General features: G+C 73.0%; 12 protein-coding genes and 1 other RNA gene. 9 read left to right on the forward strand and 4 right to left on the reverse strand.

Annotated elements, in window-relative coordinates:
* Positions 1 to 27: 27 nt before the first annotated feature.
* The 4 genes from rnpB to IF651_RS17915 all read left to right on the forward strand — a co-directional run bounded on the left by rnpB (position 28) and on the right by IF651_RS17915 (position 4,759).
* Positions 28 to 419: RNase P RNA component class A (rnpB, locus tag IF651_RS00365), an RNA gene on the forward strand.
* 74 nt (positions 420 to 493) lie between these two features.
* On the forward strand, positions 494 to 1,309 hold the full coding sequence (locus IF651_RS00370; protein WP_191827109.1) for a hydroxymethylpyrimidine/phosphomethylpyrimidine kinase: 816 nt from the start codon (positions 494 to 496) through the stop codon (positions 1,307 to 1,309).
* Positions 1,310 to 1,427: 118 nt separating this feature from the next.
* Positions 1,428 to 4,100, forward strand: a complete 2,673-nt coding sequence (locus tag IF651_RS00375) for a phosphoenolpyruvate carboxylase (protein WP_191827543.1) — start codon at positions 1,428 to 1,430, stop codon at positions 4,098 to 4,100.
* 293 nt (positions 4,101 to 4,393) lie between these two features.
* Complete coding sequence (locus tag IF651_RS17915; RefSeq protein ID WP_338403679.1) at positions 4,394 to 4,759, forward strand: STAS domain-containing protein; 366 nt, start codon at positions 4,394 to 4,396, stop codon at positions 4,757 to 4,759.
* A gap of 51 nt (positions 4,760 to 4,810) precedes the next feature.
* On the opposite strand, the gene ppgK is transcribed toward IF651_RS17915, so the two are convergent.
* Positions 4,811 to 5,614 (reverse strand): polyphosphate--glucose phosphotransferase, encoded by an 804-nt coding sequence (gene ppgK / locus IF651_RS00385; RefSeq protein ID WP_191827111.1) that lies wholly within the window; start codon positions 5,612 to 5,614, stop codon positions 4,811 to 4,813.
* Complete coding sequence (gene map / locus IF651_RS00390; RefSeq protein WP_191827112.1) at positions 5,611 to 6,501, reverse strand: type I methionyl aminopeptidase; 891 nt, start codon at positions 6,499 to 6,501, stop codon at positions 5,611 to 5,613. The genes ppgK and map overlap by 4 nt, the downstream gene beginning before the upstream one ends.
* A 79-nt stretch (positions 6,502 to 6,580) precedes the next feature.
* On the opposite strand from map, the gene IF651_RS00395 reads away from it, so the two are divergent.
* Both IF651_RS00395 and IF651_RS00400 read left to right on the forward strand, forming a co-directional pair.
* On the forward strand, positions 6,581 to 6,787 hold the full coding sequence (locus IF651_RS00395) for an SPOR domain-containing protein (protein WP_191827113.1): 207 nt from the start codon (positions 6,581 to 6,583) through the stop codon (positions 6,785 to 6,787).
* Positions 6,784 to 7,692: an N-acetylmuramoyl-L-alanine amidase gene (locus IF651_RS00400; RefSeq protein WP_191827114.1), complete on the forward strand. Its 909-nt coding sequence runs from the start codon at positions 6,784 to 6,786 to the stop codon at positions 7,690 to 7,692. The genes IF651_RS00395 and IF651_RS00400 overlap by 4 nt, the downstream gene beginning before the upstream one ends.
* A 22-nt stretch (positions 7,693 to 7,714) precedes the next feature.
* Here the strand turns inward: IF651_RS00400 and panB are convergent, their stop codons facing one another.
* Positions 7,715 to 8,569, reverse strand: a complete 855-nt coding sequence (gene panB, locus IF651_RS00405; RefSeq protein WP_191827115.1) for a 3-methyl-2-oxobutanoate hydroxymethyltransferase — start codon at positions 8,567 to 8,569, stop codon at positions 7,715 to 7,717.
* Between the two features lie 66 nt (positions 8,570 to 8,635).
* Positions 8,636 to 10,342 (reverse strand): NAD+ synthase, encoded by a 1,707-nt coding sequence (locus IF651_RS00410; RefSeq protein WP_191827116.1) that lies wholly within the window; start codon positions 10,340 to 10,342, stop codon positions 8,636 to 8,638.
* A gap of 127 nt (positions 10,343 to 10,469) precedes the next feature.
* Here IF651_RS00410 and IF651_RS00415 point away from each other — a divergent pair, with 127 nt between their 5' ends.
* The 3 genes from IF651_RS00415 to IF651_RS00425 all read left to right on the forward strand — a co-directional run bounded on the left by IF651_RS00415 (position 10,470) and on the right by IF651_RS00425 (position 16,837).
* On the forward strand, positions 10,470 to 11,807 hold the full coding sequence (locus tag IF651_RS00415; protein ID WP_191827117.1) for a glutamine synthetase family protein: 1,338 nt from the start codon (positions 10,470 to 10,472) through the stop codon (positions 11,805 to 11,807).
* Between the two features lie 8 nt (positions 11,808 to 11,815).
* Positions 11,816 to 14,941 carry a bifunctional [glutamine synthetase] adenylyltransferase/[glutamine synthetase]-adenylyl-L-tyrosine phosphorylase gene (locus IF651_RS00420; RefSeq protein ID WP_191827118.1) on the forward strand — a complete coding sequence of 1,042 codons (3,126 nt, stop codon included), beginning with the start codon at positions 11,816 to 11,818 and terminating at the stop codon, positions 14,939 to 14,941.
* Between the two features lie 204 nt (positions 14,942 to 15,145).
* The gene (locus IF651_RS00425; RefSeq protein WP_191827119.1) at positions 15,146 to 16,837 is read left to right on the forward strand and encodes a flavin-containing monooxygenase; all 1,692 of its coding nucleotides are present in this window, start codon (positions 15,146 to 15,148) and stop codon (positions 16,835 to 16,837) included.
* Positions 16,838 to 16,841 lie beyond the last annotated feature (4 nt).

Below are 16,841 nucleotides of genomic sequence, written 5' to 3' on the forward strand. Positions count from 1 at the left end.
CGCTGCCGGTAGTCTGGTCCGTGCGGACGAGTCGGTCGGGCGGCCGCGTCGGTGCGGGCCGCGAGGTCCGCCCGCCGAGGAACGTCCGGGCTCCGTAGGGCAAGGTGGTGGGTAACGCCCACCCGGGGCGACCCGCGGGACAGTGCCACAGAGAACAGACCGCCCGTCCTGGCTCCGGCCGGGTCGGGTAAGGGTGAAACGGTGGTGTAAGAGACCACCAGCGGGCCGGGTGACCGGTCCGGCTCGGTAAACCCCACCTGGAGCAAGGTCAGACAGGGAGCGTTCGAGGGCTGCTCGCCCGAGCTCCCGGGTAGACCGCTGGAGGCGTGCGGCAACGTACGTCGTAGATGGATGGCCGTCACCCGCGCGGGGGCAACCGCGCGCGGGGACAGAACCCGGCGTACAGACCGACTCGTCCGCACCCTCGTCCGTCGACGCGACGGTACGCACGAACGCCGGCGGGCCCCGGCCCGCTCGTCTCGAGGAGGCTCTGATGACCCAGCACACCCCGATCGCCTACGTGATCGCCGGCTCCGAGTCCACGGGCGGCGCAGGTATCCAGGCGGACCTCAGGACCTTCCAGGAGCTGGGCGCCTACGGCGTCGGGACGCTGACGTGCATCGTCTCGTTCGACCCGCGCAACGGCTGGGCGCACCGGTTCGTGCCGGTCGACCCCCAGGTCGTCGCGGACCAGTTCGAGGCTGCCGTCACCACGCACGAGCCGTCGGTCGTCAAGATCGGCATGCTCGGCACGCCCGCGACGATCGACGTCGTCGCGGCGTCGCTGCGGTCGCGACCGTGGGAGCACGTCGTCCTGGACCCGGTCCTGATCTGCAAGGGTCAGGAGCCGGGCGCGGCGCTCGACACCGACACCGCGCTGCGCGAGCAGGTGCTGCCGCTCGCGACGATCGTGACCCCGAACCTGTTCGAGACCCGCACGCTCGCGGGCGTCGACCGGATCGAGACGCTCGACGAGCTCGTCGACGCGGCGCGCCGCATCCGTGACCTCGGCCCGCAGTACGTCGTCGCGAAGGGCGGGGTGGAGCTGCCCGGACCGGACGCGGTGGACGTCCTCGTCGACGGGGACGACGTGCACGTGCTGCGGGTGCCGAAGATCGGCGAGGAGCGGGTCAGCGGGGCGGGCTGCACGTTCGCGGCCGCGATCACGGCGGAGATCGCCAAGGGCTCGGCCGTCGCCGACGCCGTCGGGGTCGCGAAGGACGTGACGACGCGCGGCGTCGAGGACCGCATCGCCTCGAACGCGCCGTTCGACGCAGTCCTGGTCGGTGCCCGGCGCGCCTCGCGATGACCGTCGGCGACGATCACCCAGCGGACGATTTCACACCTGGGGTCGGTCAAGGAATACTCTCGTTCCCGTGAACGACCTCTCCCCACCTCCCACACCGTCAGGTACCGCCCCCGCCACCCTGGGCAGCGCGACCTCCGACGCCACGGACCGCGGGCTCGCCAGGCACGACGTCCCCGCGCCGCTGCGCGACGACGTCCGGCTCCTGGGCTCGCTGCTCGGCACCGTGCTCGAGGAGACGGGCGGCCAGGAGCTGCTCGGCGACGTCGAGCGCCTGCGCGAGCTCGTGATCCGCGCCTACGACGATCCCGCGGGCGATGCGCTCGGCGAGGCCGCGGTCCACGTCGAGTCGCTGACCATGGGACGCGCCGAACAGGTGGCGCGTGCCTTCACCTGCTACTTCCACCTCGCGAACCTCGCGGAGGAGTACCACCGCGTGCGCGTGCTGCGCGAGCGCGAGGCCGACTTCGCGACCCGCGACGTGTCCCCGGACGACTCGCTCCCCGAGGCGTTCGGCCAGCTCGTCGAGGAGGTCGGCCGGCCCGAGGCGCTGCGGCGGCTGCGCGGGCTCGAGTTCCGTCCCGTGCTCACGGCGCACCCGACCGAGGCACGACGCCGGGCCGTGTCCGGCGCGGTGCGTCGGATCGCCACCCTGCTCGACGAGCGCGACTCGCAGGGACTCGGCGGCACGTCCCTCGCGGAGAACGACCGTCGCCTGCTCGCCGAGATCGACACGATGTGGCGCACCGCCCCCATCCGCGAGCACAAGCCGTCGGTGCTCGACGAGGTCCGGACGGCGCTCGGGGTCTTCGACGCCACGATGTTCGACACGTTCCCCGCGGTCTACCGGCGCCTCGACGACTGGCTCCTGGGCGACGAGGCGGGTCGTGAAGAGCCGCTCGTCCGTCCGTTCGTGAGCCTCGGGACCTGGATCGGCGGGGACCGCGACGGCAACCCGAACGTCACCGCCGAGATCAGCAGGCAGGCTGCGGCGGTCGCGGCGGACCGAGCGCTCGCCGCGCTCGAGCAGCAGAGCCGGCTCGTGGGGCGCAAGCTCACGGTCGACCAGGAGGGGACTCCTCCGTCGGACGGGCTCCGAGCCCTGTGGGAGCGGCAGCGCCGGCTCTCCGAGGAGATCACGGCAGCGGCGTCCGCAGCGTCGCCGCACGAACCGCACCGCGCCGTGATGCTCGTGGTCGCGGACCGCGTCGCTGCCACGCGCGCGCGGGACGCGGACCTCGCCTACGCCACGCCGGAGCAGCTCGAGGCGGACCTGCGGGTCGTGCAGGACTCGCTGGTCACGGCGGGCGCGCCCCGGGCCGCCTACGGCGACCTGCAGCAGCTCGTGTGGCAGGTGGAGACGTTCGGCTTCCACCTCGCCGAGCTCGAGATGCGCCAGCACTCGCAGGTGCACGCCGCCGCGCTCGCCGACATCGACGAGCACGGACTGCACGGCGAGCTCGCGGACCGCACGCGGGAGGTGCTGGACACGTTCCGTGCCCTGGGCGCCATCCAGGAGCGGTACGGCCCGCGGGCCGCGCGCCGGTACATCGTGTCGTTCACGCAGGAGCCCGCGCACCTCGCCGCGGTGTACCAGCTCGCGGAGCTCGCGTTTGAGGGCGCCGACGAAGCCCCCGTCGTCGACGCGATCCCCTTGTTCGAGACCTTCGCGGACCTGCGGAACAGCGTCGACATCCTCGAGGCGATGCTCGAGCTGCCCCAGGTGCAGCGCCGGCTGGCCGAGAACGGGCGACGCGTCGAGGTCATGCTCGGCTACTCGGACTCGTCCAAGGACGTCGGGCCGGTCGCCGCGACGCTCGCGCTGCACGACGCGCAGAGCCGGATCGCGCAGTGGGCGCAGCGGCACGACCTCACGCTCACGCTCTTCCACGGTCGCGGCGGCGCGCTCGGCCGCGGGGGCGGCCCGGCCAACCGCGCGGTGCTCGCGCAGCCGCCGGGCTCTGTCGACGGACGCTTCAAGCTCACCGAGCAGGGTGAGGTGATCCTCGCGCGCTACGGCGACCCGACGATCGCCTCGCGGCACATCGAGCAGGTCGCGGCCGCGACCCTGCTCGCGTCCGCGCCGTCGACGGAGCGGCGCAACTCGGAGGCGACGGAACGCTACCGGGATCTCGCGTCGTCGCTCGACGCGTCGTCGCGCCGGCGCTTCCACGAGCTCGTCCGGGCGGACGGCTTCCCGCAGTGGTTCGCGCAGGTCACGCCCCTCGAGGAGGTCGGCCTCCTGCCCATCGGCTCGCGTCCGGCGCGCCGCGGGCTCTCGGTCGAGTCGCTCGAGGACCTGCGGGCCATCCCGTGGGTGTTCTCGTGGTCCCAGGCCCGCATCAACCTGGCCGGCTGGTACGGGCTCGGTACGGCGCTGAAGGAGTTCGGCGACCTGGAGCTGCTGCAGGCGGCGCACCGTGAGTGGCCGCTGTTCGCGACCCTGCTGGACAACGTCGAGATGTCGCTCGCGAAGTCGGACGAGCGGATCGCCGAGCAGTACCTGGCCCTCGGCGACCGGGACGACCTCGCCCAGGCCGTCCTGGACGAGATGCGGCTGACCCGCGAGCAGGTCCTGGCGGTCACGGGCAACGCCTGGCCGCTGGCCGGGCGGCGCGTCCTGGGTCGCGCGGTGCAGCTGCGCAGCCCGTACGTCGACGCGCTCTCGTTGCTGCAGGTGCGTGCGTTGCGCGGGCTGCGGGCAGGCGCCGAGGGTCCGGTGAAGGACGAGCTCCAGCACCTCCTGCTGCTGACGGTCAACGGCGTGGCGGCAGGTCTGCAGAACACCGGCTGACACGCACCGGCTGACGATGATCGCAGGGTGACCGCGGCCGTCGACGAGCGCCTCCCGAGGCGTCCCGTCGGCGGCCGTCGCGCGTGCGGGTAAAGCCTTGGCCACGCCGGGGCTATTTCGCGGCATCCGTGCGGTACTCTGAATGTCGCAGCCCTCTCGTGGCGGTCCCGATGTGCGACGAAGCACGACGAGACCACCGTGTGCGGGCGGCACGTCGAGCAGCCGGCGTGGTCCTGACGGTCGGAAGCCGGGCCGCGGGTCGAGGGGCAGGACGAAGAGGCGAGGCGGTGCTGGTGCAGGTTCAGGAGACAGTGCACGGGGTCGGCGACATCGAGACCGGAGGAATCCGTGTCCTCGAGGAAGAGGCCGTCAGCGTGGTCGACATGTGGGGCGAGATCGATGTCGCCCTGCGCAGCGAGGCGAGCGCCGCACTGGCGAACGCGCTCGAACGGGACGTGCCGGTGGTCATCGACACGTCCAAGGTCACCTTCATGGACTCGACCGGTATCGCGTTCCTCGTGCAGTTCTACACGATCGGTGCGGAGGAAGGGCTGTCCGTGACCCTGCGCAACCCGCCGCCCGTCGTGACGGACGTGCTGCACATGCTCGGGGTCGACGCCATCTTCGGCGCCGACCGGCACGAGGTGACCACCGCCTGAGGGTGGACCACGCCTCTCGGCCGCCGTCGCTCCTCCGTCGGTAGCAGCGCCTCAGGGGCGGGCGGCGCTCCGTCGAGCGTCCTCCGCGGCGAGCGACGCGGCGCCCACGATCCCGGCGGCGTTGCGCAGCTGTGCGGGCACGATGGGCGCCCGCAGGTGCAGCAGCGGGAGAAACTTCTCGTGCTTCTTGCTCACGCCGCCGCCGACGACGATGAGGTCCGGCGAGAGCAGGTCCTCCACCACACCGAAGTAGCGTTGCAACCGCTCCGCCCACTCGTCCCAGCCGAGCTCGTCGCGATCCTTCGCGGCGTCCGACGCCCTGGTCTCGGCGTCGTGCCCGTCGATCTCGAGGTGCCCCAGCTCCGAGTTCGGCAGCAGGTGGCCCTCCACGACCAGTGCACTCCCGATCCCCGTCCCGAGTGTCGCGACGAGGACGACGCCCTCGGCGTCCCGCGCGGCACCGTAGCGGACCTCGCCCACCCCCGCGGCGTCGGCGTCGTTGACCGCCACGACGTGGCGTCCCGTCTCCCGCGCCACCAGCGCGGGCAGGTCCACCCCGGTCCACGACGGGTCGAGGTTGGCGATGGACCGGACGATGCCGTGCGACAGCGGTGCCGGGAACGCGACGCCGATCGGCACGTGCGTCGGGAGGTCGTAGTCGGCGACGAGCTCGGCGACGACCTCGGCGACGGCCTGGGGGGTCGAGGGCTGCGGGGTCGCGATGCGACGGCGTTCGTGGGCGAACTCGCCCGTCGTCAGATCGACGGGCGCGCCCTTGATGCCGCTCCCGCCGATGTCGATGCCGAAGGCGAGGGAGTCGGAGCTCGTGGCCGGGTGCTTGTCGTGTGCGTTCATGGCAGTGTCAGGATCTCCGCTCCGTCGTCCGTCACCAGCAGCGTGTGCTCGAACTGAGCGGTCCGCGCGTGGTCTGCGGTGACTACCGTCCACCCGTCGTCCCAGGTCCGCCACTCGGACGTACCGAGAGTGAGCATCGGCTCGATGGTGAACACCATCCCCGGCTCGATCACGGTGTCGTGCAGGGGCGCCGCATCGTAGTGGGGCACGACGAGCCCGGAGTGGAACGCCCGCCCCACGCCGTGCCCGGTGTACTCGCGGACCACTCCGTACCCGAAGCGCGCGGCGTAGCGCTCGATGACCCGGCCGACGACGTTGACCTCGCGACCGGGTGCGACGGCCTTGATCCCCCGGGCGAGCGCCTCGCGCGTGCGCTCCACGAGCAGTGCGGACTCCTCGTCCACACGGCCGACGCCGAACGTCGCGTTGGTGTCACCGTGCACGCCCCCGACGAACGCCGTGATGTCGACGTTGACGATGTCGCCGTCCGCGAGCTCCGTGGAGTCGGGGATGCCGTGACACACGACCTCGTTCACCGAGGTGCACAATGACTTGGGGAATCCGCGGTACCCGAGGGTCGACGGGTAGGCGTCGTGGTCGAGCAGGAACTCGTGCCCGACGCGGTCGAGCTCGTCGGTGGTCACGCCCGGAGCGACGTGACGCCCGACCTCGACGAGCGCGCGTGCGGCGATGCGCGCGGCGACCCGGATGCGCTCGATCGTGTCGGGGTCGTTGACCTCGCTGCCGGTGAAGGGCTGCGGACCGGGACGGCCCACGTACTCCGGGCGTGGGATCGACGACGGGACGGCGCGTCGCGGCCCGACGACGCCGGGGACCAGGGGGCCGCGGGCGTCCGGGAGCGCCGTCGCGGGGGTCGGTGCAGCCATGGTCACAGTCTACGAACGCGGCGGCCGGTCCGAGCGCACGGCGGCGGTGGGAGCGGGTGATCTGAGGGAAGATCGGGGGATGAGCACACCAGACACCGAGGGATCGGGCGACGACGCCTACTACTACGACACCGCGACGGGCGAGGTCCACCAGGGCCGGGCCGGGGCGTGGACGCACCGGATGGGACCGTACGACACCCGTGAGCAGGCGCAGGACGCGCTGCGGCTGGCTCGCGAGCGCAGCGACGCCTGGGACGCCGAGGACCGTCGCGAGCGTGGCGAGTGAGCCATGCCCCGAGCACCGGCCCCGGGCGCGCCTGGGCCGGGCGGCTCGGGCTGCTCCTCGCGGGCCTCGTCGTGGGCGGGCTCGTGTTCCTCGTCGCGCTCCAGGTGCGTGCAGGCACGCAACCCGGCGCGACCGAGGCCGCCGTCTCGGCGGAGAGGCCCGACCCGACGCCCGACCCGTCGACCGTCCCGCCGGAGCCTGACTCCGCGACGGACGACGCCGGTGCCGCGCACGACCCGCCGGCGCCCCTCGACGGGTTGCGGGTCGCGATCGACCCGGGGCACGACGGCGGCAACGCGGACCACCCGCTGACGATCAACGCTCCCGTCTCCGACGGGCGCGGCGGGACCAAGGCGTGCAACACGGTCGGGACCTCGACCGACGGCGGGTACCCCGAGCACGCGTTCGCGTGGGACGTGTCCTCGCGGCTCGCGGAGGAGCTCGCGGACCTCGGGGCCACGGCGGTCCTGACCCGGCCCGACGACGTCGGGGTGGGCCCGTGCGTCGACGCGCGGGGGCGTTTCCCGCAGGAGCACGACACCGACGTGCTCGTCTCGGTGCATGCCAACGGGACCGAGGACCGTGCTGCGCACGGGTTCTTCGTGATCGTCTCGGACCCGCCCGCGCACGTGGCCCAGGGGGAACCGAGCCTCGCGCTGGCCGAGGAGCTCGTCGACGCGCTCACCGGCGCGGGGTTCACGCCGTCGGCGACCTACGACGGCGCGATCTCGCGGCGCAGCGACCTGGCGACGCTCAACCACTCGGAGCGACCGGTCGTCATGCTCGAGCTCGGCGAGATGCGCAACCCGGACGAGGGCGCGCTCATGGAGACCGAGGGCGGCCGCCAGCGGTACGCGGAGGCGGTCGTCGACGGGCTCGTCGCGTGGGCGGCGTCCGACGGCTGACCGACGCACGCCGCTCCTCGGGTCAGCGGGTGAACCCGTGCGCCTCGTCGGGGAACGCACCGCCTCGCACGTCGGCCGCATACGCCTCGGCCGCGCGGCCCAGCGCCTCGCCCAGCTCGGCGTACCGCTGGGCGAAGCGCGGCGACCAGTCGGTCATCCCCGCCATGTCCGTCCAGACGAGCACCTGGCCGTCGCACTGCTGCCCGGCGCCGATGCCGATGGTCGGCACGCGCAGGATCTCGGTGACGCGCGCGGCGACGTCGACGGGCACCATCTCGAGCACGACGGCGATCGCCCCGGCCTCGGCGACGGCGAGCGCGTCCTCGCTGAGCCGCTCCGCGGCGTCGTCCCCGCGGCCCTGGACCCGCGGCCCGCCGAGCAGGTTCTCCGACTGCGGCGTGTAGCCCAGGTGGCCGACGACGGGGATCCCCGCGTCCGTGAGCGCCCGGACCTGGGCCGCGACGCGCCGTCCGCCCTCGAGCTTGACCGCGTTGACGCCGGTCTCCTTGAGGAAGCGGACGCCCGTCGCGAGCGCCTGCTCGGGTCCGGCCTCGTACGACCCGAACGGAAGGTCCACGACCACGAGGGCGCGGCGGGCGGTACGGGCCACCGCCCGCGCGGGCGGGATCAGGTCGTCGACGGTCACGGGCAGCGTCGTGGGGTGCCCGTGCATGGTGTTGCCGATGGAGTCGCCGACCAGCAGCACGTCGATCCCTGCGGCGTCGAAGATCTGTGCGGTCACGGCGTCGTAGGCCGTGAGCATCGTGATCTTCTCGCCGCGTGCCTTCAGCTCGGTGAGGTGGTGCACGCGCACGCGGCGCGGCGGCGCGGCAGGACCGCCGGCGAGGGACGGGTCGGGCGGGGTGTGGGCGGACATCGACGGCCTCTCCTGGGTAGGGCTGGGCAAGAGCTGGTGCGTGCGTGCGGTGCTCCGGGCGTGGTGTCAGTCGAGCGGTTCGCGCCACCGGGACGTGATCGGCAGGCGCCGGTCGCGGCCGAACGCCAGGGCCGTGACCTTGGGGCCCGGGGGGTACTGTCGGCGCTTCCACTCGGCGCGGTCGACGAGCGTGACGACCTTGTCGACGACGTCGGGGTCGAACCCGCGCGCGAGCAGCTCGGCGCGGCCCTCGGCGTGCTCGATGTACGCGTCGAGGACCTCGTCGAGCAGGTCGTACGGCGGCAACGAGTCCTGGTCCGTCTGGCCGGGACGGAGCTCGGCCGACGGGGGCTTGGTGATGGACGACTCGGGGATCGGCGGGATCTCGCCGGCGTCCAGGGCCTTGTCGTTGCGCCATCGCGCGAGCTGCCACACGCGCGACTTGTCGACGTCCTTGAGCGGTGCGAACCCGCCGATGCTGCCGGCGTCGTAGATCGTCGCGTACCCGGTGGCGAGCTCGGACTTGTTGCCCGGCGCGATGACGAGATGACCCTCGCGGTTGGAGATCGCCATGAGCACGACGCCGCGCACGCGTGCCTGCAGGTTCTCCTCCGCGACGCCGTCGAGCGACATCTGGTCCTGGAACGCGGCGACCATGGGTGCGATGGGCTGGACCCGGTAGTCGGCGCCGAGCCGCTTCGCGAGATCGGCGGCGTCGTCCTTGCTGTGCTCCGACGAGTAGGTCGAGGGCATCGAGACGCCGACGACGTTGCTCCCGCCGATCGCGTCCGCCGCCATCGTGGCGGTCAGGGCGGAGTCGATGCCGCCGGACAGCCCGAGCGCGACCGAGCGGAAACCGTTCTTGCGCACGTACCCGGCGAGCCCTGCCACGCACGCGCGGTAGACCTCCTCGTCGGCGTGCAGCTCGGGGGAGACCGGACCCCGCGGGGCGGCGCCGTCGTCGGGCAGGTCCCACACGAGGAGGTCCTCGACGAACCGAGGCGCGCGGGCGACCACGTCACCGGCCCGGTCGAGCACGAACGAGCCGCCGTCGAACACGAGGTCGTCCTGCCCGCCCACGAGGTTGACGTACGCGACGGGCGCGTCGACCTCGCGTGCGCGGCGCGCCGCGAGGTCGGTCCGGACGTGGCCCTTGCCCTCCTCGTAGGGCGAGCCGTTGAGCACGGCGAGCAGGTCGAGACCGTTGCCGGCCTCGTCGAGCGTCGCCATCTCGGCGACGGGGCCGCCCTCCTGCCAGATGTCCTCGCAGATCGCGATGCCCACGCGTCGCCCGGCGACCTCGACCACGGTGGTGGTCTCTCCCGGGGCGAAGATGCGGAACTCGTCGAACACGCCGTAGTTCGGCAGGTGGTGCTTGTCGTACGCGGCCTGGACCGCGCCGTCGCGCAGCACGACCGCGCGGTTCGTCGGGAGGTCACGCGGCGACCCGGAGGCCTCGCGCTCGGCGGCCCCCGCGCCGCGCGGGTTCCCCGCGGTGCCCACGGTGCCGAGCACGACGGCGGTCCCGCCGAGGCCCTCGGCGGCGAGCTGCGCCGCGACGTCGGCGGCGGCGGCCCACGCGGCGCGGCGGAACGACGCGCGCAGGGCCAGGTCCTCGATCGGATACCCGGTGAGGGTCATCTCGGGGAAGACGACGAGCCGTGCGCCCGCGGCGGCGGCCTGTCGGGTGCGCGCCAGCACCAGGGCGGCGTTGCCGTCCAGGTCTCCCACGCACGTGTCGACCTGTGCCAGCGCGACGCGCAGATCAGCCATGTGCTCCAGCCTAGGGGACGGCACACCGGGTGTGGCGAGCCGCGCAGGACGGCTGCCGAGACGCCCGTCACGTCCGCGCCTCGGTCCGTGTCACCCAAACGTCACACGGATCAGGCAGGATGGGCGCATGGACAGGCAGCAGGAATTCGTGCTCCGCACGGTCGAGGAACGCGACATCCGCTTCATCCGGCTCTGGTTCACCGACGTGCTCGGGATGCTGAAGTCGGTCGCGGTCGCCCCGGCGGAGCTGGAGTCCGCCTTCGCCGAGGGGATCGGGTTCGACGGCAGCTCGATCGAGGGCCTGACGCGGGTGTACGAGGCGGACATGATCGCCAAGCCGGACCCGACGACGTTCCAGGTGCTCCCGTGGCGCGGTGAGCGGCACGGGACGGCGCGGATGTTCTGCGACATCCTCACGCCGGACGGCGAGCCGTCGCTCGCGGACTCGCGCAACGTGCTCAAGCGCACGCTCGCGAAGGCGGGGGACAAGGGGTTCACCTTCTACACCCACCCTGAGGTCGAGTTCTACCTGTTCAACCAGCCGGCCGACGCCGAGTCGCCGCTGCAGCCGGTCGACCAGGGCGGGTACTTCGACCACCTCGCGCGGGGGTCGACGCACGACTTCCGGCGCGCGGCGATCACGATGCTCGAGTCGATGGGCATCTCGGTGGAGTTCTCCCACCACGAGGCCGGCCCGGGGCAGAACGAGATCGACCTGCGCTACGCCGACGCGCTGACGACCGCGGACAACCTCATGACGTTCCGCACGGTCGTCAAGGAGGTCGCGCTCGAGCAGGGCGTGTTCGCGTCCTTCATGCCCAAGCCGATGGCGGACCAGCCGGGCTCGGGCATGCACACCCACATGTCGTTGTTCGAGGGCGACCGCAACGCGTTCCACGAGCCGGGCGCCCAGTTCGAGCTGTCGAAGACGGCCCGTCAGTTCATCTCGGGACTGCTGGTCCACGCGGCCGAGATCACGGCGATCACCAACCAGTACGTCAACTCGTACAAGCGACTGTGGGGCGGGGCCGAGGCCCCGAGCTACGTGTGCTGGGGGCACAACAACCGCTCGGCGCTCGTGCGCGTGCCCATGTACAAGCCGGGCAAGGGCAACTCGAGCCGGGTGGAGTACCGCGCGCTCGACTCTGCCGCGAACCCCTACCTCGCGTTCGCCGTCATGCTGGCCGCCGGGCTCAAGGGCATCGAGGAGGGCTACGACCTCCCCGAGGCCACCGAGGACGACGTGTGGGAGCTGACCGACGCGGAGCGCCGCGCGCTCGGCATCAAGCCGATCCCGCAGTCCCTCGACGCGGCCGTGTCCGTCATGGAGTCCTCGGAGCTGGTCGCCGAGACCCTGGGCGAGCACGTCTTCGACTTCGTCCTGCGCAACAAGCGCCGGGAGTGGGACGACTACCGCGCCCAGGTCACGCCGTTCGAGCTGAAGCGGTTCCTCCAGGTCCTGTGAGCGGCTCGGTGACGACCCCAGCGGCGGGACCCTCGAGCGGTCGGCGCCGGACGCTCACGAGCCGTCTCGCCCGGTACGGTTTCGCCGACATCACCCGGTCCGCGGGCCTGCTGACCGACCGGGACCTCGCGCAGCTGCTCGAGCTCGCCGGCGTCGGGGGCGCGGGATCGCGCACCGGCGACGCACCCGACGTCGACGACGACCTGCTCGCCGCGTTCGGCGACTGCGCCGACCCGGATCTCGCGCTCCTGCAGGTGGTGCGCCTCGCGTCGGCGGTGCTGCGCGACGACGAGCACGTCGACCTGGCCCGACGGTTCCTGGTCGCGGGACCGCCCCGGAACCGGCTGCTGGCCGTGCTCGGCGCCTCGGTCGCGCTGGGCGACGACCTCGTGCGTCGTCCGTCGCTGCTCCGCCTGGTCGCCGACCCGACGCCCGGGACGGGCGTCGACGCGCGTCTCGTCCGGGCCGAGCTGTTGCGGGCCGTCGACGCCGATCCCGACGCGCCCGTCCCGGTCGCGGCCGAGCCCGGTCCCGCGGCGGTCGACGGCATGCGGCGGGCCTATCGCGAACGGCTGCTGCGGATCGCCGCGACGGACCTCACCGTCGTCGACCCGCTGTCACGGATGCCCGGGGTGGGAGCCGCGCTGGCGGACCTCGCGGGGGCCGCGCTCGAGGCGGCGCTCGCGATCGCGCGCAGCGAGCTGGACGACGACGGCGAGGGGGTGCGTCTCGCGGTCGTCGCGATGGGCAAGTGCGGCGCGCGCGAGCTCAACTACGTCTCCGACGTCGACGTCGTCTACGTCGTGGAACCGGTCGACGGGTACGACGAGGCGTACGCCACGAGCGTCGGCGCGCGCCTGGCGACCGGGCTGGCCCGGGCGTGCTCGGGCACCTCGGGCGAGCCGCCCCTGTGGCCCGTCGACGCGGCGCTGCGACCCGAGGGCAAGCAGGGTCCGCTCGTGCGCACACTCGCGAGCCACGTCGCGTACTACGAGCGCTGGGCCAAGACCTGGGAGTTCCAGGCGCTGCTCAAGGCGCGCGCCGTGGCCGGGGACCGCGAGCTGGGTCTGGAGTACGAGGAGGCCGTCTCGCCCTTCGTGTGGGCCGCGGCCGGCCGGGAGAACTTCGTCGAGGACTCCCAGGCGATGCGCCGGCGGGTCGAGGACCACGTCCCGGCCGCCGAGGCGGACCGCCAGCTCAAGCTCGGCAAGGGCGGGCTGCGTGACGTCGAGTTCACCGTCCAGCTCCTCCAGCTCGTCCACGGCCGTGCGGACGAGTCGATCCGCAGCCGCGGGACCCTGACCGCGCTCACCGAGCTCGCGGCAGGCGGGTACGTGGGTCGTGAGCACGCGGCCCGGCTCGGGGTGTGCTACCGGTTCCTCCGGGCGCTGGAGCACCGCATCCAGCTCGTCCGGCTGCGGCGCACGCACCTGGTGCCGACCGACGACGACGAGCTGCGCCGCCTGGCCCGCTCGCTCGGGATGCGGGCCGAGGGTGCGCAAGGGCTCGTGGAGCGGTGGCGCGACACGCGTCGCGACGTGCGCGCCCTGCACGAGGAGCTGTACTACCGCCCGCTCCTGCCGGCGACCGCGCAGCTCTCGCCCGACGAGGCGAGCCTGACGCCCGACGCCGCGAAGGTGCGGTTCGCGGCGATCGGCTACCGGGACCCCGCCGGGGCCATGCGGCACGTGACCGCGCTGACCGAGGGTGTCAGCCGGCGCGCGGCGATCCAGCGCCAGCTCCTGCCCGTCATGCTGGGCTGGTTCGCGGACGGCGCCGACCCGGACGCGGGTCTCCTCGCGTTCCGCAAGCTGTCGGAGGGGCTCGGTGCCACCCACTGGTACCTCAAGCTCCTGCGGGACTCCGGCACCGCGGCGCACCGCCTCGCCCAGCTCCTCTCGAGCTCGCGCTACCTCGCGGACGCGATGGACCGCTCGCCCGAGTCGGTGCGGTGGCTCGCCTCCGACCGTGACCTCGAGCCGCGCGGCGCCGAGCGGCTCGTGTCCGAGACCGATGCGATCCTCACCCGTGCCGAGGAGTCGGGCCCGGCGACCGTCAGCCTGCGGGCGGTGCGCCGCCGCGAGCTCGCGCGGACCGGTGCGGCCGAGGTGCTGGGGCTCGTCGACGCCGTGAGCGCGGCGCGCAGCATCTCCGACGCCGCGGACGTCGTCCTCGTCGGTGGGCTGCGGATCGCGGAGTTCGTCGCGCGCGGCGAGCTCGGGTACGACGCGCAGGTCCCGGCGTCGGCCCCCGCCCGGGTGCTCGTCGTCGCGATGGGACGTCTCGGCGGCCGCGAGATGGGATACGGCTCCGACGCCGACGTCATGTTCGTCCACGAGCCGGTGGCAGGCGCCTCGGAGCAGGACGCCCAGAGCTACGCGACCGGGGTCGCGACGCGCCTGCGGAAGCTGTTGTCGGCCGTCGGCCCCGAGCCGGCGCTGCCGGTGGACGCGGACCTGCGACCCGAAGGGCGCAACGGCCCGCTCGTGCGCTCGCTCGCGTCCTACGCGGAGTACTACGAGCGCTGGTCGAGCGTGTGGGAGTCCCAGGCGCTGCTGCGCGCCCGGGCCGTCGCGGGCGACCTGCCGGGTCTCGGTGCCGCGTTCTTCGGCGTGGTCGACCCCGTCCGGTATCCCGTCGGGGGTCTCGATGCCGGTCAGCTCCGGGAGGTGCGGCGGATCAAGGCCCGGGTCGAGTCCGAGCGACTGCCCCGGGGCGTCGAGGCGTCGCGTCACCTCAAGCTCGGACGCGGGGGAGTGGCGGACGTCGAGTGGGTCGTCCAGCTCTTGCAGCTCCAGCACGCGCACGAGCTGGAGGGGCTCCGCACGACGTCGACCGTCGACGCGCTCGCCGCGGCGGTGGAGGCGGGCCTGGTGGCCCCCGACGACGCCGCGGTGCTCGGCGAGGCGTGGCTCCTCGCGTCCCGGTTGCGCAGCGCTCTCGTGCTGTGGTCCGGCCGGTCCGGCGGGACGGGCGCCGACGTGCTCCCGCACGACCGCCAGGCGCTGTACGGGCTCGCCCGTGTGCTCGACCTCGAGGGCGTGGAGACCGGCGCGGAGCTCGAGGACCTCTACCTGCGCACCGCCCGCCGGGCACGCGCCGTCATGGAGCCCCTCTTCTACGGCGAGGACTGACCGCGCCGCGGCGTGAGGGGCGGTCGCCAGCGGTCTGCACTGTCCTGCTCGCCGTCTCGTGGTCGCATCCGAGCACGCCGCTCACGAGCTCGCGAGGGCGCTGCAACCTCTGGCGCTGCGGATGCCGCCGTGGCACGGTGTACCGCGACGCCGTAGGCATCCGGGCGCATCGCACCGTGTCGCCCGCCTGACGAGGGGGAACAGATGATGAACACCGCACGCGCTGACCACGAGATGTACGACGCGGTCGTGGTCGGGGCCGGGTACTCCGGCCTGGCGATGCTCCACCATCTCCGTGAGATCGGGCTGTCCACCCTCGTCGTCGACGGTGCCGACGGCATCGGCGGGACCTGGTGGTCCAACCGCTACCCGGGCGTGCGTACCGACTCCGCGTACGACTCCTACGCGTTCACGTTCTCCACCGAGGTGCGCGACGAGTGGGACTGGACCGAGCGGTACCCGCGCGGCGAGGAGATCCGCGCGTACCTCGAGTTCGTCGCGGACCGGCTCGACCTGCGTCGGGACATCCGGCTGAGCACCCGGGTCGAGCGTGCGGAGCACTCCGACGCCACCAACCTGTGGACGCTCTCGCTCGCGGACGGCTCCCGGCTGCAGGCGACGTACCTCGTGTCGGCCACCGGTCTGCTGTCTCGCCCCGTGTACCCGGACATCCCCGGGATCGACTCGTTCGCCGGTCCCGCGTACCACTCCGCCCGCTGGCCGCACGAGGGCGTGGACCTCACCGGGAAGCGCGTGGGGATGATCGGGGTCGGGGCGTCCGGGATCCAGATGCTGCCGGAGCTCGCCGGGCAGGCCGCGCACGTGACGGTCTTCCAGCGCACGCCGAACTACGTCGTCGAGTCGACGAGCCCCGCGGTCACGCCGACCGAGCTCGCGTGGCTCCGCGAGAACTACGACGCGGTGTTCGAGCGTGCGGCGCAGCACCCGTTCGGGGTGCCGATGGACTTCCCTGCGCACTCCGCGCTGGACGTCGACGCGGACGAGCGGCGCAAGGTGTTCGAGTCGAGGTGGCGGTCCGGCGGCTTCCACTTCGCGATGGAGTGCTTCACCGACGTCATGACGAGCCCCGAGGCCAGCGAGTACGCGTCCGAGTTCATCCGGTCGAAGATCCGCGAGACCGTGACCGACCCTGGCACCGCGCAGGCCCTGTGCCCGACGACGTACACCTTCATGGGCAAGCGTCCGCCGACGGGTCACGGGTTCTACGACGCGTTCAACCGGGAGAACGTCGAGCTCGTCGACGTGCTCGCCACACCGATCACACAGGTCACGCCTCGCGGCGTGGTCGTCGACGGCGTCGAGCACGAGCTGGACGTGCTCGTGCTCGCTACCGGGTTCGACGCGATGACCGGGGCCCTGACGGCGATCGACGTCGTCGGGCGCGAGGGCATCACGCTGCGCGAGCGCTGGGAGCGCGACGGGCTGCGTACCTACCTGGGGATCTCGGTGCACGGGTTCCCGAACTTCTTCATGTCGCTCGGCCCGCAGACGCCGCTGTCCAACCTGCCGGTGCCGGTCCAGCTCGGTGCGCAGTGGCTGCAGCGCACGATCACGTTCGCGCGGGACAACGACGTGGACCAGCTCGAGGCGACGCGTGCGGCGGAGGAGTGGTGGCGCACGGAGACCGATCGCGCCGCCAGGGCGACCGTCATGTACACCGAGGGGCTGAAGGCGGGCGCCTGGTTCCTCGGCGGCAACGTGCCCGGCAAGCGTGCGGAGATGGCGGTGTACCTCGGCGGCGGGCAGGTCTACCAGGGCAGGTGCCGCGAGGCCGAGGCCGAGGGCTATGCCGGGCTCCGCCCGGCTGCCGAGCTGCCGTCCGCCCATGCGCTGGACGACGCCGTCGAGCGCGTCGAGGTCGCCCGCGCGGGCTGACGAG

Origin of the sequence: Cellulosimicrobium arenosum (assembly GCF_014837295.1) — a bacterium.
GTDB classification, from domain to species: domain Bacteria; phylum Actinomycetota; class Actinomycetes; order Actinomycetales; family Cellulomonadaceae; genus Cellulosimicrobium; species Cellulosimicrobium arenosum.